Genomic DNA, 839 nt, shown 5'->3' on the forward strand with positions numbered 1-839 from the left:
CTTTATTTACAAGGAATAAGCTTTGTTTTAGTTTATAAATGTTTAAGGCTAAAAATAAATTTTTTGAAAAGTGATAGTTTAAGGATTAGATTTATTTTTAATAACGTTATATAAAATGTGTATGAGAGTTACACTATAAGTCTAAGTTTGAATTTAGCACAATAAAAGTACATTTTTTTCTAAATGAAAACCATTTAAAACTTTTTTGTTCATGAAAAATAGTCCAATTGTCACTATTTTATTAGCCACATTCAATAGAGCACATATAATTGAAGAAACGCTGAATTCAATCATTGCCCAAACTTATGTTAATTGGGAATGTATAATTATCGATGACTGCTCAACTGATTTAACAAAAGAAGTTGTTGCTAATTATCTAAGGGCAGACAAGAGGTTTAGTTATTATTTAAAAAATGATAATTATAAGCAAGGACTTTCTGGGTCAAGAAATTACAGTTTAGACATTGCGACATCTCGAGGAGCTAAATTTATACAATTTTTTGATGATGATGATATTATGCATCCAAAAAAGTTAGAGTTACAAATAGAACCTCTAATTGAAGATAATTCTCTTAGTTTTAGTGTCTGCAAATACAGACATTTTTATAATGATGAGATTTTTAAATTTGATTTAGTCGATGAACCTTGTAATATTGTTTCAGATAAGTTGTTTGAAGATTTTTTTCTTGGAAAAATGGGAATTAATTCATTAGGGCAAATATGGAAAGGAGACCTGATTTTAAAATATAGATTTGATGAAGATTTATTATACGCAGAGGAGAGAGATTTATATTTGAAAATATTTTTATATGAAAGACCAAAATATAAAAATATTGATT

The 839-nt window shown here is 25.9% G+C and carries 1 protein-coding gene; it reads left to right on the plus strand.

All coding sequences use genetic code 11. The features are described 5' to 3' along the window. Nucleotides 1–211: 211 nt before the first annotated feature. Nucleotides 212–839, plus strand: a 628-nt coding sequence (locus tag FLACOL7796_RS24490) for a glycosyltransferase family 2 protein (protein ID WP_173973381.1), incomplete at its 3' end; no start/stop codon positions are given.

The organism is Flavobacterium bizetiae, from assembly GCF_902804475.1.
Lineage (GTDB): Bacteria > Bacteroidota > Bacteroidia > Flavobacteriales > Flavobacteriaceae > Flavobacterium > Flavobacterium bizetiae.